Source organism: Pseudomonas sp. 30_B (assembly GCF_017491605.1).
Taxonomy (GTDB): Bacteria; Pseudomonadota; Gammaproteobacteria; order Pseudomonadales; family Pseudomonadaceae; genus Pseudomonas.
In genome coordinates, this window is sequence record NZ_JAFGYY010000023.1 from 16,055 (window position 1) to 39,603 (window position 23,549).

The following is a 23,549-nucleotide window of genomic DNA, read 5'->3' on the forward strand; positions in this document are numbered from 1 at the left end:
GCATGCTGGTGTCCCGGAGAGGGGTCGAACCTCCAACCTTCCCCTTAGGAGAGGGACGCAGCGCTGTTTCATGTTGTTTCAACGAATCACGCAAATTCACGAAAAACCCATAGCCCACGGGCCATACAGCTGACCACATTGTTTTCCTTCGTTTCACTGGATAGCATAACTTTGCCTGAGAAACGGGGAACGAACGGGGAAAACGGGGAACAGCCATGGCCAAACGCACTCGCCTCACAGAGATGGAGGCTCACGCAGTCAAGAGCCGCCAATCCGAGCCGGTAGGATCACGGGGAAAGGGAACGCTGCTACTTGAACGCAAAGCATCTGGAGCAATCCTCGCTTTCTACCGCGAGCGAACAGCTGCCACTGACAAACGTCTCCAACTCGGCATCCTTGCCAAGAAGCCGCAGCCAGGCACCAGCGAACAAACCCTGAACGAGCTACGCGCTGAAGCATTGCGAGTGGCCACCGAGGCCGGGGCTGCCGGCGGCCTGGGAAAGTACCTGGAACTGAAAGCTGAGCGGGAAGCCGCCGCCGAGGTAGAGCGCGAGCTACTCAAAAGGAAAGCCGAAGACGAAGCCAGGCGCGGGACCTTCGGGGAAATGCTTGACGCCTATGCCGACCACCTAGAGCAGTCTGGCAAGGCAAGCGCTCGCAAGGTGCGCTCATTGTTCCGCGTCAACGTCAGCGAGTTCCGCCCTGCCCTTGCGGCGAAATACGCGAACGAAGTTCAGCCTGAAGAGATTTCAGAACTGCTGTCAGCTGTGCTGGAGCGGACTCCGAAACCTCGCGGGATAGGCCACAAGGCCAAGGCCCCGAGTACGAACATGCGCAGCACCACCGACGAGTTGCGCCGATACCTGCGCACAGCCTTCAATCACGCCGCCGCCTCTCACCTTGCGGTTGGGAAGAAGGGAAAAAGCGCCAGCAAATGGTTTGCCGTAACCAGCAATCCCGCTGCGCTGATTCCCACCATCGAAGACGCCAAGGGCGGCAATACCGAATCACTAGAACCTGCCGAACTAGGGGAACTGCTGCGTCTTCTGGATACGCTGCCTGAACAAAAGCAGGCCATCGCCAAGACCCTGATCTATCTCGGTGGACAGCGCATCAAGCAGTTGCTCGCCGTTCGCTGGGACGACATCGACGACGACACCATTTGCCTGCTGGATGCCAAAGGCCGAAAAGCAGCGGCATGGGAGCATCTACTGCCGATCACGCGACGCGTCAGTGAAATCATCGCGCCCCTGCTTGCCGATCAGAGCGGCCCAGGTCCATTCGCAGTCCACAAAGACACCGTGTCACGCATCTTCAGCGATGCCAGCAAAGTATTGGTGGCCGCCGGCAAGACTAGCCCCTTCAACTGGCAACGCGTCAGAGCAACGTGTGAAACGCTGCTGGCAGCCAATGGAGTTTCAACGGATGTCCGTGCCTGGCTTTTGTCGCACGGGAGAACAGGCGTACAGGCCAAGCATTACGACCGCAACTCTTACTTGCCGGAGAAAACTGCCGCACTGCAGATGTGGGGCACTTATCTGGATGGCCTGGTATCCGGCGAGCAGGAAACCGGCAAGAACGTCATCGTTCTGGCGAAGCGACGCAAGGTTGGCGGCCGAGAGAATGAGCAGGAATGAAGGCCGGTGAGACCGTTCGTCGGGTAGCAAATAAACCTGTTTACATATGTAAATACTTTATTAAAAACAGCTTAACAATAGATTTTTCATATGTAGAATCATGAAACGTAAGAGCCCAGCTTTAAGGGCTGGGCTCTTGAAATAGGCGGGGCTGGCGCGTTGGCGCGCATATGCCAGCCCCAAGTCTGAAATGCCGAGGCACATCAGAGCGCTTCTTACACGCCTGTTAATGCTGCGTCACTGATCTTCATTGGTCAAGCATCGCACATCGCCTCGGCCTCGCAAGGGACCGACAACAAATGCAGCACACAGACCGCATCCTTTCCGCAGAAACCGTTTGCAATACCCTAAGCGTCAGCCGCGTTACGCTTTGGCGCTGGTGCCGCGACGGCCTTTTCCCACAAGGCCGTCAGATCGGCCCGCGCCGCGTCGGCTGGCTCGCATCCGAGGTGCAGGCTTGGCTGGATAGCCGCTCGCTGACCAGCGGGGCCTAACCATGTCCGCGAACTCAACCCGGCAGGAAGCCGGGAACACCCGAGGTGCGTCCGCGCGATGCAGCTCTAGAAAGATTCGCCGCGTCCTGCAGCAGTATGCAGACTTGGTGATCTGCCCACGAATGGCGCAACACGCAAGCGTCGGCGCCCTGAACCTCCAGCGCCTGGCAGCAGCCCAGCGCGTGATCTGCACCGATCCCAGCTATGCCCTGGACCTCTGCCAAATGGCAGGCAGCGCGCCGCGTGAACTGCCCTTCGCTTTCACCGCGCTGGATGCCTGGCGCATGGTCGTGGACGCGATGCATGCGCGTATGGCGGTGGCCGCATGAGCACTCCTAACAGCCAGTTCGCCAGCTACATGGAGCCCGTTGCGCGCCTGCTGCTGGGCAAGCCCAACACCGACCAGAGCACGCCCGATAATCTGCGCTTCGGCAGCCGTGGCAGCCTGTCCGTGGACCTAAAGCAAGGCGTCTGGCATGACCATGAAAGCGGCCATGGTGGTGGCGTCCTGGACCTGATCGAGCGCGAGACGGGCAAGACTGGCTGTGCCGCCGTCGAGTGGCTGGAGCGCCAGGGTATCCACCAGCCCGCGAACGATAACGAACCGAAGTCCGCCACCAAGCCACGCGCCAAGATCGTGGCCGCCTACGACTACGTGAGCGAGACCGGAGAATTGCTTTTCCAGGTCTGCCGCATGGACCCGAAGGACTTCCGTCAGCGCAAGCCGAACGGCAGCGGCTGGTCCTGGTCCGTGAAGGGTGTGCAGCAGGTGCCCTACCGTCTGCCGCAGATGCTGGAACAGCCAGACGCCCTGGTGTTCGTTGTCGAGGGTGAGAAGGACGCCGACGCGCTGGCCGCAGCTGGCCTGGTGGCCACCTGTAACGCCGGGGGCGCCAACAAGTGGCCGAACGCCTTGGCGCCTCACTTCGCCGGCCGTCACGTCGTCATCCTGCCCGACAACGACGACGCCGGCCGCAGTCACGCTGCCATGGTTGCTGGCAAGCTGGCTGGCGTGGCCGCATCCGTTCGCGTCCTGGAGTTGCCAGGCCTGCCGCAGAAAGGCGACGTGTCCGACTGGTTAGACGCTGGCCACAATGCCGCCGAGTTGCTGGCGATGGCCGAGAACCTGCCGCCGCCGGCAAACGACAACGAAGCGCAGCCGCTGGACAGACCGCTGGATGCTCCAGAAGCCATCTATCACCCCGACCAAATCAGCTGGAAGCGCGACAAGGAAACTGGTGAGTGGGCATTCCACCAGGCGAAGGGCACAGCCGAGAACCTGGCGCGCCTGGTGCGAGCCTATGGCGTGCGCATCCGTTACAACGAGCTGTCGCGCGACGTGGAAATCAGCGTGAACGGCAAGCTGCCAGCTGGCGACCTGGCGCGCAACGTGTCGCTGTCCACCGTCGAGGACCTGTGCCGTATCAACGAATATCCCTACACCGCTGCCGCTGGCCACCTGGACAGGATAGCCGCGCAGGACGCCTACAACCCCGCGCTGGATTGGGTGAAGTCGCAGCCGTGGAACGGCGGCGAGAACATCCGCGCCCTGTTCGACTGCCTAACCCTGGCCGACAAATCGAAGGCAGAAGTCAGCTGGACGCTGTTCCGCAAGTGGTTCCTTGGCGCCGCTGCCATCTTGAGCGGTAGGGCTCGCAAGTTTGAACACGTCCTAGTCCTGGTCGATCCCATGGGCGGCATCGGCAAAACCCGATTCTTCAACACCCTGAGCCCGAAGGACTTGCAGGCCGATGGCATCACACTGAATCCAGACGACAAGGACAGCGTGCTGCAGGTGGTCAGCAAATGGCTGGTGGAGCTGGGCGAAATCGGCGCAACCTTCAGCAAGTCCGACATCGAGAGCCTGAAAGCCTTCCTGAGCCGCGACACTGACGAACTGCGTCCTGCCTATGCGCGCGCCGCCAACCGCTACCAGCGCCGCACGGCATTTTTCGGCAGCGTGAACAGCGTGCAGTTCTTGATGGATGACACCAACAACCGCAGGTTCTGGCCAATTCAGGTGGTCGGTGTGGACTATCAGCACAACATCGACGTGCAGCAGGCATGGGCAGAGGCGCTGGCTCGCGTCGAGGCTGGCGAAACCTGGCACCTGGACCAGGACGAGAACCGCGCCATCGGCGAGCACAACGAAGCATTCCGCAGTAAGGACCGCGTAGAGGAAATGATTTTGTCCCTCTACGATCCCGCCGCCATTCGCAGCCGCTACCTATCCGCCAGCGACGTGCTGAACGAAATTGGCGTGCAGAACGCCAAGGTGGGCGACACCAGAAAGGCCGGCACCATCCTCCGCAAGCTGTTCACCTGCAAGGTCAGCCGTGGCGTGACCGTCTACCACATGCCAACTGCCGCGATGGAGGCGCGTCGCCTGGCTGTAGTGGGCAGCGATCGATATGCAGACCGCCCCTTCTAATCTCAGACCATGCGCCAGCACCGACTGCCGGCGCAGCAGGCTGCGAACAGAACTGTTGGCCACCAGCACGAACACGACAGCCCCGCCACCAAGCGGGGCTTTTTCATGCTATCGCGTGGTGGGATAGGGCGTGAGTGGTGGGATAGTGGTGGGATAAATCCAGCTATCCCACCACGCCTGAAACCTTTGAGATAGAGCACCTGAAAGGCAAAGTGGTGGGATATGGTGGGATAAATTCAAAAACAAACGTGTGGGGTATGTGGAAGCGTTTCTGAAAAGCGAAATTCGATACCCCACACGCTCTTTAGAGAAATATCCCACCACATCCCACCACATCAGTCTCTAGCCAGCGTGGCACTATGGCTAGAGGCGTGGTGGGATGCGTTTTTCTATCCCACCACTATCCCTCCATCCCACCACACCACAGCGCGCCTGGCAGTCCAGTGACAATGCTAACGAGCCGCAGAGGGCTAGCTGCTTATCACCCCTTCGACGGACGCCGCTCCGCAGCAGCGACAGCTCCAGCCTTTATAGCGAATGGACCATCAAGGCGCCGGTCGTCGTTTCCGACTTCCCACCCATCAGCAACCCTCATAACCCAATAGCCATTCACCTTGTAGCGTTCCGGTAGCTGCATCGCGCATCTCCTCTGTTGGGGTTCTCAGACGATGCCAAGGCCGCACTCAAGCGACAACCGGATTCTGCACCCAAACCAAGTATGCCCCCCCCCCTGAATGGCTTCGGGTCCTCCCTGACGGCATACCCCATGCGGGTCGCAACGATCCGCGACACTTGTCCTCTGCGTGCCCTCAATTCGCGCTTCCAATTTCCAGTTTTCAGCTCTGTCACGCCTGAGCCGTGCCATGGAAATCCCACAAGAGGATTCCCCTCAACAGGTCTCACAAACTGGCCTCGCTCCAGAACAACTCTGGAAAAAACCCAAGAGGAACGGCGGCAGAGGCATCCGTATCTTGGCCAGCAACTACCGCCCACGACCCGAGGCCACGCCCAAAATGCCAATTCGCAAGCTACTCCAAGACGCCAGCCGCCAATCGGCTGCCAACGTCATCTACGACAACGCCGGAAACGTCCGCCATGTGATCCCCAAGGCTCCGGCCAGCATGATGTCCCGCAGCATCCGCGAAATGAGCCTGCCGCCGTTCCTGGCCCAGCAGGGTCTGCACCAGGTGCGTGTCCCGCTGGGCACCGAGGCCGGCAAGAAAATCACTTTCAGCAGCGTGCTTCTGCAAGCCAGCCGTGTGTCGCAGGCCGGCGCCCGCATCATCCTGGTGGCGGAAGCCGACGACGCCCAGCAGATTCCCGGCGGCGGCATCGCCCTAGTGAAACGCAACGCCGGCTATACCCTGGTCGAAGCCGCCGATTTCGCCCTGGTCGCCGACGGCGCCGATGTGTCCGACAGTGCGCTGCCGGTTTACCGCGACATGATCGACCTGGACACCATGCCGGCCTACGGCTTCCGCGTCGCCCTGTCCCGCGCCGAGCAGAAGGCCTACGAAGAAGGCCAACTATCTGACCACGCCCTAGTCAGCATCGCCCTGGGCCTCGCCCGCGTCGCCGACCAGGTGCTGCTGTCCGCGATCAACGCCAGCACTCCGGCCACCTTCAGCCTTGGCGCAGCCGCTGCGCTGGGCGTCGAGTTCTCTGAGCTGCGCGCCTTGGTCGGCACAGCTGGCACTGGTGCCGCAGTCGGCCAGGACGGCACCTTGCGCGCCGCTGGCGTGCTGGCCGAGCTGACTCCGGCAAGCGCTGAAACCATCGTAGGCAGCTTCAGCCGCGCCGCCGTCGCGGTGCATGAAGACATCCGGCTCGTCGCGGAAAGGACGAGCAAACAGGGTGAGTTGGTTCTCACGGCGTGGCTGAACGCTCAGGCCCTGCTGCCGCTGCCTGGTGCGTTCTTCAAGGTGACCGCGTGATGCTGCGCGACAAGTGCAAGGAAGGCGAGGCGGTGGAATCCACCGCCCTGCCGGCCGAAGTCTTGGCCGCCCTGGAAGGCGCGAGTTTCCATCAGCGCCAACCTGGTGACGACGGCGAACCGCGCATTGTTGTGCAGCCTGCCGGCCTGAGTGGCTGGGTTCACGGCGATAACGACGCCGAGCGCCTTACCAGAGCATTCCCCGAATTGACCGAAGCCCAGCTGCAGCGAGCCTGCCGTTATCTGTCCAGCCTGGTGAGAAATCACCATTTGCGCATGGTCGATAACGGCGGCGAGACGAAGCGCAGCAGCTGGGTGAACCGTTGGTGAAATTGACTGGTGACGATATGAAAACCACGAACATGAAACACGAAGCAGAACCTCGCCCGATTACCGTCCTGCTGAGTCACGCGCAGTTTGAGCGACTGGAAGACGAACGCAAGAAGATCGCCGCCGCTACCGGCTTCAAGGTGAGCATCAGCGCCGCTGCCGCGCGCGCTATGGAACGTGGAATGCAGCAGTAAAAGAATCCCCTTCCTCGGACTTGCCGGGTGCTCGCCCGCCCCGGCACCTTTTTTCCAGAGTGCAACCACATGCCGTCACCAGAAGAAACATTGGCCGAGCTTTTCCGGCTGCAACAGAACGCTGAAGACATTGCCGCAAGGCTGTTTCATGAAGCCAAGACCGTGAAAGTCTCGCTCAAAACCAACCCGCTCAATGCTGACTTGCCGCAGGTCCTACGCGATCTGCGCCGCAATGCCGACAGTCTAAAGACTGCCGCTCAGCAGCTGGCTACAGCCCTGGTGGAGCACGCCGACGCCGAGCACGCCAAGGAAATGGCCAGCCGCCCGAAGTGGAAGCCGAGCCGCCACTCAAGCCCTGGACAACGCGCGCGCCGTGACATGTTTAAACGTGGCTGCCTTGTTGGAGATATCAACGCGCCAGGATTCGGCCTGTGAGCGCTGAAAACCTCGCCATGCTGGAAGTCACCGACGCCCAGTTAGCAGCCGTGGCGGGCGTCAGCACGCGCCGCATTCGTCAACTGGCCGAGGCCGGCCGACTGACCCGCGTCGGCCGTAACCGTTACGAGCTGGGCGAAGCCTTCGCCGCCCTGGTCGAGGAAATGTCCGGGGGAGATAAGGCCAGCGAACTGACCGCCGAACGAGTTCGCAAGCTCCGCGCCGACGCCAACCTGGCCGAACTGGAATATGCACGTGCCAGGGACCTGGTTGCACCGCTGTCGGAGTGTGAAAAGGCATGGGAGCAATTCTGTGTCGTCTTGCGTAGCAACATGCTGAACATCCCGAATCGCATCGCTGGGGCCATCGTCGGCGAAACCGACGAACGCCGCCTAAAGAAAGTGCTGCGCGAAGAAATCTCCCTGGCGCTGCAAGCAGCAGCCGATTACACCCCCGAAAAGGAACTGTCCGAAAATGAATGACAAAGTGAATCAAGCCGCCAAGAACGCCATGGTGTTTCTGCTGCCTCCATACGCCTCGCCAATCGAGCGCGAAGATGCTCTCTGCGGAGGTGTTGAACTGCTGCGCCAATCTATCGAGCACCTGGTGCGTGCTGGTCGCGGCGATATCGGTCTGGAGGTTCTGAGCCTCATCCATCGCGCTGGTGAGTCTGTCGAATGAATATGCACCAGCAGATCGCCGATACGCTCGCGCTTGCTCGCCGTATCGAAGATGACTGGCGCCTGCCCGCCGAAGCCCGCCAGCGCGGAGAAAGCATCCGCAGACTCTGCGAGTCGATCAAGCCAACAGCCTTTGCGCTACGGGACTACGACCTAGACCCGTCCGAACCGATCCCGCCGAAGCCTGGCGAATGAGCACGAACAAACCAACGATGCTGCAGCGCTGCGGTGTCACCCGCGACGATGACACCGCCCTGTGGGACGACCTGGTGCGGCAGTTACTAGGCCCGCGCTTCCTTTCCGATCCACCTGATCGGCGCCGCCAGGCCATTGCGCTGGCCGCTGCCGCCCTACGTGCGGCTGGACAGGAAGAACTTGCTGTCCAGGTCCATCATCTGGCATCCAGTTGAAAGTCGAGACAACAAAAAAGCCGCCTATTGGCGGCTTCTTTTTGCCTGCTCGCGAAACGGGGAACGAGCGGGGAAAATTCTTTAAAACTCAAACATCAACGGAAGGCCAAAAACTCTTAATCCATTGATTTTATTGGTGTCCCGGAGAGGGGTCGAACCTCCAACCTTCCCCTTAGGAGGGGGACGCTCTATCCAATTGAGCTACCGGGACACGATCGGGTCGGCATGTTAACCACCGATGGCGAATTTGTCATGTCGCTGCCACCGGACGGGTCCATAATTTTTCCAACTGTGGAGGACTGCCGTGAACACCAGCTCACCGGACCACGAAGCGACACCCGATTCGCCATTCGCCACCTTCGACGTGCGCGTCGCCACGCCGGACGATGCCCCTGCCCTCGCGCCACTGCTGCAGCAACTGGGCCTCCATGACCCGAGCCCGGACGTCGCACTGCTGGCGCTGGAGCTGGGCCAGCAGCGGCCGACCCGGGTCACGTTGGTGGCCGAGCGCGACGGCACCCTGCTGGGCACCTGCACCCTTCACCTCATCGAGCACATCGCCCACGGCTTCGCCCGTTCGGCAATCCTCGAAGACATGGTGGTGGACAGCCGCGCCCGCGGCCAGGGCATAGGCCAGGCACTGATCCGGCGTGCGGTGGAATGGGCCGGCGGCTGGGGCTGCTACAAGCTGGCGCTGTCCAGCCACCAGGACCGGGAGATGGCCCATCGTTTCTATGCGGCGATGGGCTTCGCTCCCCACGGCGTGAGCCTGTCGCTGCAGCTGGACTGACCCTCAGCTCGCCTGGGCATCCGGCGGATCGAGCAGGTCCAGCAGATGGCCGACGGTGACATCCAGGGACACCGAGTTGTCCAGCTCCACCAGGGGGCCGGGCAGGCCATCGGCGAAATGCGCATTGCGGGCCAAGCGCTCCTCGATCTCTGCCAGCGTCTCGCGTCCGCGCTTGAGCAGACGCTGATGCAGCACCTCGGGCTCGACCCGCAGCAACACTGCAATCAGCCTGGGATAGCGGCGCCGCGCTTCAGGCAGGTACTTGCGCGAACCATTAACCAGCACGTCGTGCCCAGCAGCGAGCCAGTCATCGATTTCGCGGGGAATCCCGTAGTGCAGGCCGTTGGCGCGCCAGCTCATGGCGAAGGCACCGGACTGCTCCAACCGTGCGAACTCCTCGACGCTCACTGAATGCGCCTCTTCCCCTCGCGCCTCGGCGGAGCGTGTGATGACGCGCCGGACAATCCGGCAGTCCCGCGCCGCCAGGGGAACGCTGGCGGCCTGCAACAGGCTGTCCTTGCCGGAGCCCGAAGGGCCCATCAGGTAAATGAGTCTGCCTGGGGTCATGACACTCTCTGGAGGGGCCGGCGGCTCGGCGATACATCGATTCTGATCCGCCTGACGCATGATACTCGCGGCCTTGTACGAAATCAGCGAATCTCGCCTGGATTTTCGCCGACACGCCCCCATATAACCTCAGCTGTGCCATCATGCGCGCCCCTCATCGGATACACGCCGCCCCCCGTCGCAGTGCTGGCGCGGAGCCGTCATTCGTTCGACTAAGCTGTCAACATCGGGCCTGACGTCGCCTCAACCCATCGAAAGAAAGGTCTGCCGAAGACGTCGCATTTCGGATGATTGGTGCTGGCATTTAGCCTTCACCCACGCCACAATATGTCGCAGATTTGACGTCAAGTTATTGGTTTTTTCGAAACCGTTGACGACGCGCTGAACGGCCAACAGAAATTGCTGTCAAAGGGCCTGAACGAACGCTGACCCATGGCATCGGCCTCCCTGACTTACAGGTTTAATGTATGCGCCCAATGAAACAGGCAACCCCTACCTACTCCAGCCGCACCGCTGACAAATTCGTCGTACGTCTGCCGGAAGGCATGCGCGAGCGCATCGCTGAAGTTGCTCGCAGCCACCATCGCAGCATGAACTCCGAGATCATCGCGCGCCTGGAGCAGAGCCTGCTCCAGGAAGGCGCATTGCAAGACAATCTCGGCATTCGTCTGGACAGCCCGGAGCTGAGCCTGCACGAACGCGAACTGCTGCAACGCTTCCGCCAGCTGACCCATCGTCAGCAGAACGCGCTGATCGCCCTGATCGCGCACGACGCCGAAATGGCGCAGAACGACGCCTGAGTCGTACGCAGCACCGAAACAGCCGGCCTCGCGCCGGCTTTTTCATGCCTGCCGCTTTTGTTCCGGGCACAAAAAAGCCGCCTCGCGGGCGGCCTTTTCGGCGGGGCTGGTTGCTACATGAGGAACAGCGTGGCCAGCCCGAGGAAGATGAAAAAGCCGCCGCTGTCGGTCATGGCGGTGATCATCACACTGGAGCCCATGGCCGGATCGCGCCCCAGGCGCAGCAGCGTCATGGGGATCAGCACGCCCATCAACGCCGCCAGCAGCAGGTTCAGGGTCATGGCGCCGGTCATCACCGCGCCCAGCTCCCAGTTGCCATACAGGTAGTAGGCCACCAGGCCGATCACACCGCCCCACACCAGGCCGTTGACCAAAGCCACACCCAGTTCCTTGCGCAGCAGGCGGTTGGCGCTGTTGGTTTGGATCTGGTCCAGGGCCATCGCGCGAACGATCATGGTGATGGTCTGGTTGCCGGAGTTGCCGCCGATGCCGGCGACAATGGGCATCAGCGCGGCCAGCGCCACCAGCTTCTCGATGGAGCCTTCGAACAGGCCGATCACCCGCGAGGCGATGAAGGCGGTGATCAGGTTGGTGGCCAGCCAGGCCCAGCGGTTGCGTACCGACTTCCAGACCGAGGCGAAGATGTCTTCCTCTTCGCGCAGACCGGCCATGCTCAGCACTTCGCTCTCGCTCTCCTCACGGATCAGGTCGACCATCTCGTCGATGGTCAGACGACCGATCAGCTTGCCGTTCTTGTCCACCACCGGGGCGGAAATCAGGTCGTAGCGCTCGAACGCCTGGGCGGCATCGTAGCCGTCCTCGTCGGGGGTGAAGGTCACCGGATCGGTAGCCATGACCTCGGCCACGTCCTTCTCCGGATCGTTCACCAGCAGGCGCTTGATCGGCAGCACGCCCTTGAGCACGCCGTCGTAGTCAACCACGAAGAGCTTGTCGGTATGGCCCGGCAGCTCCTTCAGGCGACGCAGGTAGCGCAGTACCACTTCCAGGCTGACGTCGTCGCGGATGGTGACCATCTCGAAGTCCATCAGCGCGCCGACCTGATCTTCCTCGTAGGACAGCGCCGAACGCACGCGCTCGCGCTGTTGCGCATCGAGGCTTTCCATCAGCTCATGGACTACATCGCGCGGCAGCTCCGGCGCCAGGTCCGCGAGCTCGTCGGCATCCATGTCCTTGGCGGCGGCGAGAATCTCGTGATCATCCATGTCGGCGATCAGGGTTTCCCGCACAGCGTCGGAAACTTCGAGGAGGATGTCGCCGTCGCGCTCGGCCTTGACCAGCTGCCAGACCGTCAGGCGGTCATCCAGCGGAAGGGATTCGAGGATGTGGGCGATGTCGGCCGGGTGCAGCTCATCCAGCTTGCGCTGAAGTTCGGCAAGATTCTGGCGGTGGACCAGGTTTTCGACGAGATCGTGATGCTGGCCTTCCTGACGGTGCGTCAGGTCTTCCACCAGCTTGTGCTTGTGCAGCAGGTCGACCACCTGGCTGAGGCGGTCCTGCAGGCTTTCCTGCGGCTTCTTGGCTTCTACTTCGGTCATAGCACGCTCCACCCCCAGTGGCAGAACGCGCCATTGGGGATCAATACATCAGGTCGTGTGTACGCAATCGGGGTTCTGAGTAACTACTGGGTAAGTCCATGGTGGTTGTCCCATGCGCCCATCAAGGGCAGATGCGGGAAATGATAACACTCCGGGGGTCGGTACGCGTTACAAAATCGCGGCAAGAACAATCGCTTGCGCCCGAAAGCTCAGTGCAGGTTCATCGGTCGGTTCGACGCGCGAAATCCCCGACAAGACACCCGGACCCGGATTACAAACCCGCCACCTAGGCTCCTGGCAGACCCGCCGTCACGGAGGACACCATGCGCCTGCCCGCCCTGCTCTTCTCGACCTTGCTTCTGTTACCGACCAGCGAAGCGGCAATGGTGTTCCGTTGCACATCCGCCGGCGGAAAAGTCCTCTTCAGCCAGTATGGCTGCCCCGGCGACCAGCATCAGGACCAACAGGAAGCCTTCAACGCCACGCCCGGCAGCGGCGAACCGGTGCCGCTGGCGAATCCCAAGCCCGCAGCGCAACCCCGTGCCGCAGCGCGCGGGAAAGACCAGAAAATCGACAATGAAGTGGTCGTGGTTGGCGAACAGCAGAACGGCTGTGGCAATCGCGTGACCGGAGCAGCCCGGCGCAAGGCGATCATCGAAGGCCGGATCAGGACCGGGATGACCCGCAGCGACGTGGAAAGCGCCCTCGGCAGGCCGGACAAGGTCAGCCAGCATAATGGGACGCTGCGCTATCACTACGAGGCGGACAAAAAGCGCGGCGCGCGCAGCGTGACCTTCGACGAGGACGGCTGCGTGGCGGGCAAGAAAAAACGCTGAAATTCGCGACACGAAGCGTCTGCGGGAAACTTTCCACAGCACAAAGGCCTTTGACTGTGCAATGGCTATTTACCGCACAAAGGCTTTTTACCGTACAAAGGCTTTTTACCGCACAAAGAAAAAGGGCCTGCATTTCTGCAGGCCCTTTCGTATGTGGCGCACTCAGGAGGATTCGAACCTCCGACCGCTCGGTTCGTAGCCGAGTACTCTATCCAGCTGAGCTATGAGTGCGTCGTTGGCAAAGTTTAACCAGATTCACCAACTGGTTGCAGCTAATGGCTTTTCAGCCCTTTCGCCACTGAAGCCCCGCTTTCGCGTTGCCTCGTATATGGCGCACTCAGGAGGATTCGAACCTCCGACCGCTCGGTTCGTAGCCGAGTACTCTATCCAGCTGAGCTATGAGTGCGCTGATGAGGGCGCAAATTCTAGAGCGATTTTTCTGAGCTGTCAACAAGATTTTTCAATCATTTCAGTCACTTACGTAACCGGACAACTCATCGCACCAGAGGATGCAATGGCGGAGAGGGGGGGATTCGAACCCCCGACACCCTTTTGAGGTGTACTCCCTTAGCAGGGGAGCGCCTTCGGCCACTCGGCCACCTCTCCGCAACACGGGGCGCATGATAACCATGTTTTCCCCGTTTGCAAAGAAAATTTTTAAGAAAATTAATGGTTTGGTTCTTGGTCTTTCTCTTTCTGGATGCGCTGGTAGATTTCCTCACGGTGCACAGCGACTTCCTTCGGCGCATTCACACCGATTCGCACCTGATTTCCTTTGACACCCAACACAGTCACGGTGACGTCATCACCGACCATCAGGGTCTCTCCGACCCGGCGAGTCAGAATCAGCATTCCTTTCTCCTTACGAATTACGGATAAACAGTCTGCAAAAATAGAAATGGTGGCAGATTCGTGAAGATCAAGTGCGCGAATCCTTCACCAAGTATTGACCAGTCCTGTCGGAATGAAAGTTCCTGTCAGCCAGTCAAAAACGACAAAAGGCGCGGGGTAGCCGCGCCTTTCGGTATATCCCGCCTTACTCGCCCTGTCGGGCCGGGGCGTCGAGTTCGAACGCGGTGTGCAGGGCACGGACCGCCAGTTCGAGGTACTTCTCTTCGATGACCACGGACACCTTGATTTCCGAGGTGGAGATCATCTGGATGTTGATGGATTCCTTGGCCAGAGCCTCGAACATGCGGCTGGCGACACCGGCGTGGGAACGCATGCCGACACCGACGATGGAAACCTTGGCGATATTGGTGTCGCCGGTGGCTTCGCGCGCACCGATGCTGGTGGCGGTCTGCTTGAGGATATCCAGGGCGGCCTGGTAATCGTTGCGGTGCACGGTGAAGGTGAAGTCGGTGGTGTTATCGTGCGAAACGTTCTGCACGATCATGTCGACTTCGATGTTCGCAGCGCTGATCGGACCAAGGATCTTGAAAGCAACGCCGGGGGTATCCGGTACGCCACGGATGGTCAGCTTGGCTTCGTCGCGGTTGAAGGCGATGCCGGAGATGATCGGCTGTTCCATGGATTCCTCTTCATCAAGGGTAATGAGGGTGCCCGGACCCTCCTGGAAGCTGTGCAGCACGCGCAGCGGGACGTTGTACTTGCCGGCGAACTCGACCGAACGGATCTGCAGGACCTTGGAGCCGAGGCTGGCCATTTCCAGCATCTCCTCGAAGGTGATCTTGTCCAGACGCTGCGCCTGCGGCACGACGCGCGGATCGGTGGTGTAGACGCCATCGACATCGGTGTAGATCTGGCACTCGTCGGCCTTCAGCGCCGCGGCCAGGGCCACGCCGGTGGTGTCGGAACCGCCACGGCCGAGGGTGGTGATGTTGCCGTGCTCGTCCACACCCTGGAAGCCTGCGACCACGACAACGCGGCCGGCCTTCAGATCTGCGCGAATGTTCGCATCATCGATGCTCAGAATACGCGCCTTGGTGTGGGAACTGTCGGTCAGGATACGCACCTGGTTGCCGGTGTAGGACACCGCCGGCACGCCGCGCTTGAGCAGCGCCATGCTCAGCAGTGCAATGGTCACCTGCTCGCCAGTGGAGACCATCACGTCCAGCTCGCGCGGAATCGGCTGGTCCATGATCTGTTTCGCCAGGCCAATCAGGCGATTGGTCTCGCCGCTCATGGCGGACACCACCACGACGATGTCGTCGCCCGCCTCACGGAATTTCTTCACCTTCTCGGCCACCTGCTCGATTCGCTCGACGGTGCCGACGGAGGTCCCTCCAAACTTCTGTACGATCAAAGCCATTTCAAAAGCCGCCTGATTCCTGAAGGGCGCCCATTTAACATGCATCACCGCATGCTGCCAAGGTCCGCCGGACGCGCTGCGGACCCCGGTATTTCAGGGCCTTAGAGGCCCTGTTCGACAAAACTGCGTGCCAGCGCCAGAGCCTCGTCCAGCTTGCCGGCGTCAACGCCGCCGCCCTGGGCCATGTCCGGGCGACCACCGCCCTTCCCGCCCACGGCCGCAGCGGCCTGCTTCATCAGATCGCCGGCCTTGAGCTTGGCGGTCAGGTCCTGGGTCACGCCGGCAACCAGCACGACCTTCTCCTCGAACACGCCGCCGAGCAGGATCACGCCGCTGCCGAGCTTGTTCTTGAGCTGGTCGACCAGCGCCAGCAGCGCCTTGCCGTCCACGCCGTCGAGACGCGCGGCGAGCACCTTGGCACCGCTGACCTCGATGGCCGAGGAAGCCAGGTCATCACCGGCCGCACTGGCAGCCTTGGCCTTGAGCTGTTCCAGCTCCTTTTCCAGCTGACGGTTGCGCTCGATCAGGCCGGACAGCTTGTCCAGCAGGTTGTCACGGCTGCCCTTGACCAGGCCGGCCGCTTCCTTGAGCTGCTCTTCCGCACCGTTCAGGTAGGCCAGTGCCGCAGCGCCGGTGACCGCCTCGATACGACGCACGCCGGAGGCCACGCCGCCCTCGCTGGTGATCTTGAACAGGCCGATGTCGCCGGTACGGGACACGTGGGTGCCACCGCACAGCTCGACGGAGAAGTCGCCGCCCATGCTCAGCACGCGCACCAGGTCGCCGTACTTCTCGCCGAACAGCGCGGTAGCGCCCTTGGCCTTGGCGGTGTCGATGTCGGTCTCTTCGGTCTCGACTTCGGTGTTCTTGCGAATCTCGGCGTTGACGATGTCTTCCAGCTGCTTCAGTTGCTCAGGCTTGATCGCCTCGAAGTGACTGAAGTCGAAGCGCAGGCGCTGACTGTTCACCAGCGAGCCCTTCTGCTGGACGTGATCGCCCAGCACCTGGCGCAGCGCGGAGTGCAGCAGGTGGGTGGCGGAGTGGTTCAGCGCGGTGGCCTGGCGCACGCTGGCGTCGACCTCGGCCTTCACCGCGGCGCCGACGCTCAGGCTGCCCTGAGCGACCACGCCGTGGTGCAGGTGCGCGCCGCCGGCCTTGGTGGTGTCGCGCACGTCGAAGCGCACGCCGGCACCGGCGAGGTAACCGCAGTCGCCAACCTGGCCGCCGGACTCGGCATAGAACGGGGTCTGGTCGAGGACGACCACGCCCTCCTCGCCTTCACCCAGCTGCTCGACGGCCTTGCCGTCCTTGAACAGCGCGATGATCTGGCCGGCGCCGGAAACGCCCTGGTAGCCGAGGAAGCGGGTGTCGCCGTCGACCTTCACCAGGCTGTTGTAGTCCATGCCGAAGGCGCTGGCGGAGCGGGCGCGCTCACGCTGGGCCTCCATCTCGCGTTCGAAGCCTTCCTCGTCGAGGGTCAGGCTGCGCTCGCGGGCGATGTCGTTGGTCAGGTCGACCGGGAAGCCGTAGGTGTCGTACAGCTTGAACACCACGTTGCCGGGGATGACGCTGCCTTTGAGTTCGGACAGGTCCTGCTCGAGGATCTTCAGGCCCTGCTCCAGGGTCTTGGCGAACTGCTCTTCCTCGGTCTTGAGCACGCGCTCGATGTGCGCCTGCTGCTGCTTGAGCTCCGGGAAGGCCTCGCCCATCTCACCCACCAGCGCGGCGACGATCTTATGGAAGAAGGTGCCCTTGGCGCCCAGCTTGTTACCGTGGCGGCAGGCGCGACGGATGATGCGGCGCAGCACGTAGCCGCGGCCCTCGTTGGACGGCAGCACGCCGTCGGCGATCAGGAAGCCGCAGGAACGGATGTGGTCGGCAACGACTTTCAGCGACGGCGCGTTGTCGTTGGCGCAGCCGATGGCGTCGGCGGAAGCCTTCAGCAGGCTCTGGAACAGGTCGATCTCGTAGTTCGAGTGGACGTGCTGCAGCACGGCGCTGATGCGCTCGAGGCCCATGCCGGTGTCCACGCTCGGCGCCGGCAGCGGGTGCATGACGCCGTCCGCGGTGCGGTTGAACTGCATGAAGACGTTGTTCCAGATCTCGATGTAGCGGTCGCCGTCTTCTTCCGGCGAGCCGGGCGGGCCGCCCCAGATGTCGGCGCCGTGGTCGAAGAAGATCTCGGTGCAGGGGCCGCAGGGGCCGGTGTCGCCCATCGCCCAGAAGTTGTCCGAGGCGTAGGGTGCGCCCTTGTTGTCGCCGATGCGGACCATGCGCTCGGCGGGGATGCCGACTTCCTTGGTCCAGATGTCGTAGGCCTCGTCATCGGTGGCGTAGACGGTGACCCAGAGCTTTTCCTTGGGCAGGTTCAGCCACTTGTCGGAGGTCAGGAATTCCCAGGCGTAGGTGATGGCGTCGCGCTTGAAGTAGTCGCCGAAGCTGAAGTTGCCCAGCATCTCGAAGAAGGTGTGGTGGCGCGCGGTGTAGCCGACGTTTTCCAGGTCGTTGTGCTTGCCGCCGGCGCGTACGCACTTCTGGCTGGTGGTGGCGCGGGTGTAGGCGCGCTTTTCCAGGCCCAGGAAGCAGTCCTTGAACTGGTTCATGCCTGCGTTGGTGAACAGCAGGGTCGGGTCGTTCGCGGGGATCAGCGAACTGGACGCTACGCGGGTGTGCCCCTTCTCTTCGAAGAAGCGGAGGAAGGCTTCACGGATTTCAGCGCTTTTCATAGATTCTTCCACGGAAAAATGCGGCCACAAATCGCCGGCAAAGGGCCGCATTATGATCGGCCCTGCGTGCTCGGTACAGTGTGTTTGTGCGATAGCCGGCGGCTATTGCGCCTTACGCTTGCTCAGTTGCGACGAAAGGCGGCGAAAGCTGCGACGATACGCGGAATATCCGCCGATTTCACGTCGAGATGCGTGACCAGCCGCAGGCGTGCCGCCGGGCTGACCCGAATGCCGCGCTCGGCAAGGTGAGTCGCCAGCGCGCCGGCCTGCTCACCGAGGCCGACGTAGACCATGCTGGTCTGTACCGGCTCGATGGCATAGCCCAGTTCGGCCAGACCACGGCCCAGCGCCTCGGCATTGGCGTGATCCTCGGCCAGGCGCTCGACCTGGTGGTCCAGCGCATACAACCCCGCGGCCGCCAGGCCGCCGGCCTGACGCATGCCACCGCCGACCATCTTGCGCAGACGGCGCGCCCGGCCGATCAGCTCGGCATCGCCACACAGCACCGAACCCACCGGCGCGCCCAGCCCCTTGGACAGGCACACGGAAACGGAGTCGAAGTGGCGGGTGATCTCGCGGGCGTCCACACCCAGCTTCACCGCTGCGTTGTACAGGCGCGCACCGTCCAGGTGCAGGGCCAGGCCACGGCGGCGGGTCATTTCTCGCGCGGCGGCGAGATAGGCCTGGGGCAGCACCTTGCCCTGCATGGTGTTTTCCAGCGCCAGCAGGCGGGTGCGGGCGAAGTGGAAGTCGTCCTGCTTGATGGCCGCCTCGACCTTGGCCAGGTCGAGCGAACCGTCGGCTTCGCCATCGAGGGGTTGCGGCTGGATGGAGCCGAGGACTGCAGCGCCACCGCCTTCGTATTTATAGGTGTGCGCCTGCTGGCCGACGATGTACTCGTCGCCCCGGCCGCAGTGGGCCATCAGGCCGAGCAGGTTGCTCATGGTGCCGGTGGGCACGAACAGCGCGGCGGCGAACCCCAGGCGCTCGGCCAGGGACGCTTCGAGGCGGTTGACGGTGGGGTCTTCGCCATACACGTCATCGCCCAGTTCGGCGCGCGCCATGGCCTCGCGCATCCCGGCGGTGGGCAGGGTCACGGTGTCGCTGCGAAGGTCGATGATGGACATGGCGGGCTCCTCGGGCATCAGGCGGAAAGGCCGATGCTAAGCGCTCGCCAGTGGCGGGACAAGGGTTGGATAACTGTAGGAGCGAGCTTGCTCGCGAACCGCCCAGCGCAGGAGCCGCCGACAATTCCGTTCGCGAGCAAGCTCGCTCCTACGAGAGCAAAAAGCGGTCAGAGCTCGGTGGGGACGACCAGGATGCCGGCACGCAATCCGTTCTTCACCCGAGGGTTGGGGAAGATGATCCGTGCGCCCTGCTCTTCCACGATCCAGCGGGTGCCGCCGATGTCCTCGGCGAGCAGGTAGCCCTGATCCAGCTCGGTGAAGTTATCCACAGCATCGTCCAGGTGCAGGCGGAAATGGTCACTGTGCTTGATCACCTCGCGGGACACGGCGAACAGCTTGAGGCCGTCGAGATGGCTGCCATCAGCCTCCGGCGCGTCGCCACGGATCAGGCTTTGCAGCATGCTTTCAAGGCGATCGAGATTGACTGCCTGGTTCTGCCCGAACGGCCGCGCCTTGCCCAGTTCCAGGGTGAAGGCCTCGGCACCCAGATGGCTGTAGGTGTAGGCGCTGAAGGTAATGCCCGGTTTGCTCTGCAGCAGCACCGCGTCGATGCCGGCGCTGCGCAGACGCGCCAGTTCGTCGCGGGAGTGCTGGCGGCCTTCGCTCCAGGGATAGAGGGCGAACTGCTCGATCTTCGAGCCGCGGATAGCGGTGTGCAGGTCGTAGTGCAGGCGCGTGCGCCCTTCGCGGGCGAAGAACGCAGCGGCCAGGCGCTCCAGCTCGGACGCACGCAGGGCTTCGTTGCCGCTGCCCTCTTCGTGGCGACCGCAGAACAGGCGGTTGATGTCCTGCTCCAGGTAGCGCTCGCCGCGGCGCATCGCTTCGGGGTTGCCGAGCAGGATCAGGATGCGCACCGCCGGCTTCAGCTCGCCACGGGCTATACGCTGCACCAGGCGGTCGAGCAGCTCGATGGGCGCGGTCTCGTTGCCATGAATGCCAGCCGAGAGCAGCAGGTCGCCACCCTGGTCGCGGGTCGTGGACGGGTTGATTTCCAGGGCGCCCTCGGCCAGCCAGTGCAGGCGGGTGCCGTCTGCGGTGAGCTGGATCTTTTCCGTCGGCTCACGGCCGGCGAGGGTCAGTTCGAGCAGTTTGCCCAGAGCTAGCATGCGGACGCCTCCATCAGTCCCACGGCCGGATCGGGCCGTGGACTCCGCGATCAGTGGTGATGGTCACATCCACAGTCTGGACCATGTTCGTGGACTTCGGCGGCTTCCAGCTCCAGAGTCAGGCCCAGTTGGTTGACTGCCTGCGGGCGCACCACCAGCAGCGGGATCTCGGTGTCGTCCTCATGGGAGTCGGCGTAGATCACCAAACCGCCCTTGCCATCGGCCTCCAGCCACAGCTCGCGCCCTTCCAGGCGAATGGCCAGGCGCGCGGTGTGAGTCTCGCGGCGCTCGCCCTTGTTGTCTTCGAGAATCAGCGGGAGGCTTTCGGTCATGTCAGTTACTCAAATCTGCTGGAAGGGATAAACCGAGCCCAGTTTAAGGATCTGGGTCAATTCATCCAACGCCGTACGGCACTCGATGAGCAGTTGCGGGTCGGCCAGATCGGACTCGGACAGCCGATCACGGTAGTGCTTGTCGACCCAGGTGACCAGCGTGTCGTGCAGGGTCGGGGTCATGATCACGCCCGGATTGACCGCCGCCAGCTCCTTGTCGGTCAGCGCCACGCGCAGGCGCAGGCAGGCAGGGCCGCCGCCGTTCTGCATGCTCTGCTTGAGATCGAACACCTTCACCTCGCGGATCGGGCCGTCCTCGCTGGTCAGGCGCGACAGGTAGTTCCACACGCGCTCGTTCTTGCGGCACTCCTCCGGGACGATCAGCAGCATGTTGCCGTCCGCGCGAGTCAGCAGCTGGCTGTTGAACAGGTAGGACTTCACCGCGTCCTCGACCGTGACCTGGTCGCGCGGCACGCACACGGCCTGGAAGCGACCGCCACGGCGACCCAGCTTGTCGTGCAGCTCGGCGAGCACGCGCTCGGTGTCGAGGAAGGCATCTTCGTGGTAGAACAGCACTTCGCCGTTGCCCACTGCGATCACGTCGTTGTGGAACACGCCCTGGTCGATCACCGCCGGGTTCTGCTGGGCGTAGACCACGCCGTCATCGCTCAGGCCGTGCAGGCGGGCCACCGCCTGGCAGGCTTCCAGGGTCTGCCGCGCCGGGTAGCGCTGCGGCGCCGGGAAGCGGCTGTCGAAGGCACTGCGACCGAACACGAAGAACTCCACGCCGGCTTCGCCATAGGACTTGCAGAAGCGCGTGTGGTTGGCCGCGCCCTCGTCGCCGAACTGGGCGACCGCCGGCAGAGCGGCGTGGTGGGCGAAGTGCTTCTCGTCGTTGAACATCGCCGCGAGGATACGGCTGGTCTGCGGATGCTCGATGGAGCGGTGGAACTTGCAGTTCAGGTTGGCGGCGGTGAAATGCACGCGGCCATCGGCGGTATCGGCGCCGGGGCTGACGGTGGCCGCGTTGGCGGTCCACATGCAGGACGCCGAACTGGTGGCGGCGAGCAGCGGCATGGCCTCCTTGGCAGCCTTGGCGATGACCTCGGCGTCGGTGCCGGAGAAGCCCAGGGCGCGCAGCGAGGCGACGGCCGGGCGTTCCTGCGGGGCGAATACGCCCTGCTTGAAGCCCATCTCCATCAGCGCCTTCATCTTCGACAGGCCCTGCTTCGCCGCTTCGCGCGGGTTGGACGCCGCCTGGCTGTTGCTCTGCGAAGCAACGTTGCCGTAGGACAGGCCACCGTAGTTGTGGGTCGGTCCGACCAGACCATCGAAGTTCATTTCATAGGCGGTCATCACAGGCTCACTCCCGGGGTCAGGGTTGCAGGCAGGCTCAAGCTTTCGCTTTCCAGCGAGGCGACCGGATAGGCGCAGTAGTCGGCCGCGTAGTAGGCGCTCGGGCGATGGTTGCCCGAGGCGCCAATGCCGCCGAAGGGCGCACTGCTGGCGGCGCCGGTCAGTTGTTTGTTCCAGTTGACGATGCCGGCGCGGCTCTCGATGAGGAAGTCCTCATAGCGCTCGCGGGAATCCGACAGCAGGCCGGCGGCCAGGCCGTACTGGGTGGCATTGGCTTCGCGCACGGCGGCGTCGAAGTCGGCATAGCGGATCACCTGCAGCAGCGGGCCGAAGAATTCTTCGTCCGGGCGCTCGGCCACGGCGGTGACATCGAGGATGCCCGGCGTCAGCAGCGCGGCACCGGCCAGCGGCTGGGTCATCGCCAGCAGCGGCTTGGCGCCCTTGGCCAGCAGTTGCTCCTGGGCCTTGATCAGGTGTTCGGCGGCGGCAAGCGAGATCACCGAGCCCATGAAAGGCGCCGGTTGCTCGTCGAAGCGGCCGACCTTGATGGTCGAGGCCACGGCCACCAGGCGCTCGATCAGCGCGTCGCCCCAGGTGCCCTGCGGTACCAGCAGGCGGCGGGCGCAGGTGCAGCGCTGGCCGGCGGAAATGAAGGCGGACTGGATGATGGTGTAGACGGCGGCGTCCACGTCTTGCACTTCGTCGACCACCAGCGGGTTATTGCCGCCCATCTCCAGCGCCAGGATCTTCTGCGGACGGCCGCCGAACTGGCTGTGCAGCAGGTTGCCGGTACGGCTGGAGCCGGTGAAGAACAGGCCGTCGATGTCGTCGTTGCCAGCCAGTGCCACGCCGGTGTCGCGGGCGCCCTGCACCAGATTGATCACGCCGGCGGGAATGCCCGACTCGATCCAGGCCTGCAGGGTCAGCTCGGCGACCTTCGGGGTCAACTCGCTGGGCTTGAACACCACGGCATTCCCTGCCAGCAGGGCCGGCACGATATGGCCGTTGGGCAGGTGGCCAGGGAAGTTGTACGGGCCGAACACGGCGACCACGCCATGGGGCTTGTGGCGCAGCACGGCGGTGGCGTCGGCCAGCGGGCCACTCTTCTCGCCGGTACGTTCACGGAAGGCCTGAACCGAGATGGCGACCTTGTTGACCATGCTGGTCACTTCGGTGGCGGCTTCCCACAGCGGCTTGCCGGTTTCCTCGCCGATGGCGCGGGCCAGTTCCTCGGAGCGCCCCTTGAGGGCAGCGGCGAAGCGCTCCAGCACGGCAATGCGCTCTTCCACCGGGCGACGGGCCCAGGCCGGGAAAGCGGCGCGTGCGGCGGCAACGGCGGCGCCGACCTGCGCGGCCGAGGCGGCGCGGCCGCTCCAGACCACGGTCTGGCTGACCGGGCAGAGGGACTCCAGCGACTCGCCTTCGCCCGCCAGCCACTGGCCGGCAATGTAGTGGGTATTCATCATCAGACTCCCCT

Annotated in this window: 25 protein-coding genes and 4 tRNA genes; 15 read left to right on the plus strand and 14 right to left on the minus strand. The window is 63.0% G+C overall.

The window, feature by feature from the left end; translation table 11 throughout:
- The first annotated feature begins 215 nt into the window (after window positions 1-215).
- The 12 genes from J5M67_RS21685 (at window position 216) to J5M67_RS21740 (ending at window position 8,544) form a co-directional block, all read left to right on the plus strand.
- On the plus strand, window positions 216-1,637 hold the full coding sequence (locus J5M67_RS21685) for an integrase (RefSeq protein ID WP_207887385.1): 1,422 nt from the start codon (window positions 216-218) through the stop codon (window positions 1,635-1,637).
- A gap of 299 nt (window positions 1,638-1,936) precedes the next feature.
- On the plus strand, window positions 1,937-2,131 hold the full coding sequence (locus tag J5M67_RS21690; protein ID WP_207887386.1) for an AlpA family transcriptional regulator: 195 nt from the start codon (window positions 1,937-1,939) through the stop codon (window positions 2,129-2,131).
- 122 nt (window positions 2,132-2,253) lie between these two features.
- Window positions 2,254-2,460 (plus strand): hypothetical protein, encoded by a 207-nt coding sequence (locus tag J5M67_RS21695; protein ID WP_207887387.1) that lies wholly within the window; start codon window positions 2,254-2,256, stop codon window positions 2,458-2,460.
- Window positions 2,457-4,562, plus strand: a complete 2,106-nt coding sequence (locus J5M67_RS21700; RefSeq protein WP_243434808.1) for a VapE domain-containing protein — start codon at window positions 2,457-2,459, stop codon at window positions 4,560-4,562. Before J5M67_RS21695 ends, J5M67_RS21700 begins: the two co-directional genes overlap by 4 nt.
- Window positions 4,563-5,575: 1,013 nt before the next feature.
- Window positions 5,576-6,496, plus strand: a complete 921-nt coding sequence (locus tag J5M67_RS21705; RefSeq protein ID WP_207887388.1) for a hypothetical protein — start codon at window positions 5,576-5,578, stop codon at window positions 6,494-6,496.
- Window positions 6,496-6,825 (plus strand): hypothetical protein, encoded by a 330-nt coding sequence (locus J5M67_RS21710; RefSeq protein WP_207887389.1) that lies wholly within the window; start codon window positions 6,496-6,498, stop codon window positions 6,823-6,825. Before J5M67_RS21705 ends, J5M67_RS21710 begins: the two co-directional genes overlap by 1 nt.
- A 17-nt stretch (window positions 6,826-6,842) precedes the next feature.
- Window positions 6,843-7,019, plus strand: a complete 177-nt coding sequence (locus J5M67_RS21715) for a hypothetical protein (protein WP_207887390.1) — start codon at window positions 6,843-6,845, stop codon at window positions 7,017-7,019.
- A 27-nt stretch (window positions 7,020-7,046) separates the two neighbouring features.
- Window positions 7,047-7,454, plus strand: a complete 408-nt coding sequence (locus J5M67_RS21720; RefSeq protein ID WP_207887391.1) for a hypothetical protein — start codon at window positions 7,047-7,049, stop codon at window positions 7,452-7,454.
- Window positions 7,451-7,936, plus strand: a complete 486-nt coding sequence (locus tag J5M67_RS21725) for a type IV toxin-antitoxin system AbiEi family antitoxin domain-containing protein (RefSeq protein WP_207887392.1) — start codon at window positions 7,451-7,453, stop codon at window positions 7,934-7,936. Before J5M67_RS21720 ends, J5M67_RS21725 begins: the two co-directional genes overlap by 4 nt.
- Window positions 7,929-8,135: a hypothetical protein gene (locus tag J5M67_RS21730; protein ID WP_207887393.1), complete on the plus strand. Its 207-nt coding sequence runs from the start codon at window positions 7,929-7,931 to the stop codon at window positions 8,133-8,135. The genes J5M67_RS21725 and J5M67_RS21730 overlap by 8 nt, the downstream gene beginning before the upstream one ends.
- Before the next feature lie 2 nt (window positions 8,136-8,137).
- Entirely contained in the window at window positions 8,138-8,329 is a 192-nt protein-coding gene (locus J5M67_RS21735) for a hypothetical protein (protein ID WP_207887394.1), read from the plus strand.
- Window positions 8,326-8,544: a hypothetical protein gene (locus tag J5M67_RS21740; protein ID WP_207887395.1), complete on the plus strand. Its 219-nt coding sequence runs from the start codon at window positions 8,326-8,328 to the stop codon at window positions 8,542-8,544. The genes J5M67_RS21735 and J5M67_RS21740 overlap by 4 nt, the downstream gene beginning before the upstream one ends.
- A 134-nt stretch (window positions 8,545-8,678) precedes the next feature.
- Here J5M67_RS21740 and J5M67_RS21745 read toward each other — a convergent pair.
- Window positions 8,679-8,755: transfer RNA gene (locus J5M67_RS21745), tRNA-Arg, on the minus strand.
- 93 nt (window positions 8,756-8,848) lie between these two features.
- Here J5M67_RS21745 and J5M67_RS21750 point away from each other — a divergent pair.
- On the plus strand, window positions 8,849-9,334 hold the full coding sequence (locus J5M67_RS21750; protein ID WP_207887396.1) for a GNAT family N-acetyltransferase: 486 nt from the start codon (window positions 8,849-8,851) through the stop codon (window positions 9,332-9,334).
- 3 nt (window positions 9,335-9,337) lie between these two features.
- On the opposite strand, the gene phnN is transcribed toward J5M67_RS21750, so the two are convergent.
- The gene (gene phnN, locus J5M67_RS21755) at window positions 9,338-9,901 is read right to left on the minus strand and encodes a phosphonate metabolism protein/1,5-bisphosphokinase (PRPP-forming) PhnN (RefSeq protein ID WP_207887397.1); all 564 of its coding nucleotides are present in this window, start codon (window positions 9,899-9,901) and stop codon (window positions 9,338-9,340) included.
- A 467-nt stretch (window positions 9,902-10,368) separates the two neighbouring features.
- Between phnN and amrZ the strand changes: the two genes are divergently transcribed.
- A complete protein-coding gene (gene amrZ / locus J5M67_RS21760) occupies window positions 10,369-10,701 on the plus strand; it encodes a transcriptional regulator AmrZ (RefSeq protein WP_207887398.1) in 333 nt (110 codons plus the stop codon).
- A gap of 113 nt (window positions 10,702-10,814) precedes the next feature.
- On the opposite strand, the gene mgtE is transcribed toward amrZ, so the two are convergent.
- A complete protein-coding gene (mgtE, locus tag J5M67_RS21765; RefSeq protein ID WP_207887399.1) occupies window positions 10,815-12,257 on the minus strand; it encodes a magnesium transporter in 1,443 nt (480 codons plus the stop codon).
- Between the two features lie 323 nt (window positions 12,258-12,580).
- Here mgtE and bamE point away from each other — a divergent pair, with 323 nt between their 5' ends.
- Window positions 12,581-13,093 carry an outer membrane protein assembly factor BamE gene (gene bamE, locus J5M67_RS21770; RefSeq protein ID WP_207887400.1) on the plus strand — a complete coding sequence of 171 codons (513 nt, stop codon included), beginning with the start codon at window positions 12,581-12,583 and terminating at the stop codon, window positions 13,091-13,093.
- A gap of 154 nt (window positions 13,094-13,247) precedes the next feature.
- Here bamE and J5M67_RS21775 read toward each other — a convergent pair.
- From J5M67_RS21775 to astD, 11 genes are all read right to left on the minus strand, one after another.
- A tRNA-Arg gene (locus J5M67_RS21775) sits at window positions 13,248-13,324 on the minus strand.
- 98 nt (window positions 13,325-13,422) lie between these two features.
- Window positions 13,423-13,499: transfer RNA gene (locus J5M67_RS21780), tRNA-Arg, on the minus strand.
- A 109-nt stretch (window positions 13,500-13,608) separates the two neighbouring features.
- Window positions 13,609-13,699 (minus strand) — tRNA-Ser (locus J5M67_RS21785).
- Between the two features lie 60 nt (window positions 13,700-13,759).
- Window positions 13,760-13,945, minus strand: a complete 186-nt coding sequence (csrA, locus tag J5M67_RS21790) for a carbon storage regulator CsrA (RefSeq protein ID WP_003085981.1) — start codon at window positions 13,943-13,945, stop codon at window positions 13,760-13,762.
- A gap of 184 nt (window positions 13,946-14,129) precedes the next feature.
- On the minus strand, window positions 14,130-15,365 hold the full coding sequence (locus tag J5M67_RS21795; protein WP_207887401.1) for an aspartate kinase: 1,236 nt from the start codon (window positions 15,363-15,365) through the stop codon (window positions 14,130-14,132).
- A gap of 101 nt (window positions 15,366-15,466) precedes the next feature.
- Entirely contained in the window at window positions 15,467-18,091 is a 2,625-nt protein-coding gene (gene alaS, locus J5M67_RS21800) for an alanine--tRNA ligase (RefSeq protein ID WP_207887402.1), read from the minus strand.
- Window positions 18,092-18,213: 122 nt separating this feature from the next.
- Window positions 18,214-19,218, minus strand: coding sequence for a low-specificity L-threonine aldolase (gene ltaE, locus J5M67_RS21805; protein WP_207887403.1), 1,005 nt, complete (start codon window positions 19,216-19,218; stop codon window positions 18,214-18,216).
- A gap of 167 nt (window positions 19,219-19,385) precedes the next feature.
- On the minus strand, window positions 19,386-20,384 hold the full coding sequence (gene astE, locus J5M67_RS21810; protein WP_207887404.1) for a succinylglutamate desuccinylase: 999 nt from the start codon (window positions 20,382-20,384) through the stop codon (window positions 19,386-19,388).
- A gap of 50 nt (window positions 20,385-20,434) precedes the next feature.
- Window positions 20,435-20,716, minus strand: a complete 282-nt coding sequence (locus J5M67_RS21815) for a GTPase (protein WP_207887405.1) — start codon at window positions 20,714-20,716, stop codon at window positions 20,435-20,437.
- 9 nt (window positions 20,717-20,725) lie between these two features.
- Window positions 20,726-22,072, minus strand: coding sequence for an N-succinylarginine dihydrolase (gene astB, locus J5M67_RS21820; protein ID WP_207887406.1), 1,347 nt, complete (start codon window positions 22,070-22,072; stop codon window positions 20,726-20,728).
- On the minus strand, window positions 22,072-23,538 hold the full coding sequence (gene astD, locus J5M67_RS21825) for a succinylglutamate-semialdehyde dehydrogenase (RefSeq protein WP_207887407.1): 1,467 nt from the start codon (window positions 23,536-23,538) through the stop codon (window positions 22,072-22,074). The genes astB and astD overlap by 1 nt, the downstream gene beginning before the upstream one ends.
- Window positions 23,539-23,549 lie beyond the last annotated feature (11 nt).